The 1,147-nt window shown below is 61.8% G+C and carries 2 protein-coding genes; one reads left to right on the top strand and one right to left on the bottom strand.

The features are described from left to right. Positions 1-341 (bottom strand): Imm10 family immunity protein (locus ACIO5E_RS39655; protein ID WP_400677590.1); only part of this gene is annotated, 341 nt, incomplete at its 3' end. 238 nt (positions 342-579) lie between these two features. Here ACIO5E_RS39655 and ACIO5E_RS39660 point away from each other — a divergent pair. After that, the coding region (locus ACIO5E_RS39660; RefSeq protein WP_400677592.1) for a transposase family protein at positions 580-1,147 on the top strand (568 nt) is incomplete at its 3' end.

Consider the following 1,147-nt stretch of genomic DNA (forward strand, 5'->3'; position numbering starts at 1 on the left):
ACATCAATGGTCGGGTCGACTCCCAATGTGACCACATTGGACGAAAGTTCGAGCTCCTCCACAGCATCATCCCGAAATCGCAGAATGAGATTTTCGGGCAGGAGACTCACCTCTTCCAGGCCACCATAGTGCACCCCTCCAGCTTCATTGACGATGCAGTAGCTATCCAGCTCCAGGCGCACATTCTGTGCACTCGGCTCACTCAGCATGCACTGCAGATCGAAATGACGCCCATCTCCACTGTCATCCTCCGAAATGAAGATGGTGAAAGTTTCACCAGGAACACTTTCCCCGGATTCCACAAACCTGATCACCCATCGAGGGGAAGCGAGGTCAGTCATTAGCTAGCGCTCCATTGCCTATTTCCCCATTTGTAATTGAAGGTGACTCCGAGCTCTTTCGATGCCGTATTCAAGGCACCTTGGCAGGTCGAGCACGGAGGCCTCAACCATGGATGGTAACCGTGAGCCCTTTCCAACCTGACGGTGTGGGCCGGTGGTTGGCGGGTTACGCGAAGCGGTGAAGCTCCTGGTAGACGGGTTCACGACCAAGATCACCCGTGCCGACCAGGAGCTTCGCGTGCTTGACTACCCATCGGCGATCGATCTGTCCAGTGGCCATCTGCGCCGCCTCGCCGGGCACCTGGCTGCGCGTCGTCGTGAGATCGGCACCCGGTGGCGGCGCATCACGCCGGGCCGCCAGGCCCTCCTGGTTCTGGCGCATCTGCGCTGCGGTGACACCTACGCCCAGCTTGCCGCCGGGTTCGGCATCGGGGTCGCGACGGTCTACCGCTATGTCCGCGAGGCGAAAGAAGTCCTGGCCACGCTCGCTCCAAGCCTGGCCCAGGTCATGCGGACCGCGAGCCGCCTGGCCTTTGTGATCCTCGACGGCACCCTGCTGCCGGTCGACCGAATAGCCGCCGACACCCCGTACTACTCCGGCAAACACAAACGTCACGGCATGAACGTCCAGGTTCTCACCGACCCGTTCGGCCGCCTGCTGTGGGCTTCGCCTGCGCTGCCCGGCTCCACCCACGACCTGACTGCGGCCCGCACTCACGGGATCTTCGAAGCTCTCGCCGCTGCCGAACTCAAGTGCTGGGCGGACAAGGCATACCAAGGTGCCGGCTGCCCGGTCCGGGTGCCCT

Source organism: Kitasatospora sp. NPDC087314 (genome assembly GCF_044744365.1).
In the GTDB taxonomy this organism is placed as follows: Bacteria; Actinomycetota; Actinomycetes; order Streptomycetales; family Streptomycetaceae; genus Kitasatospora.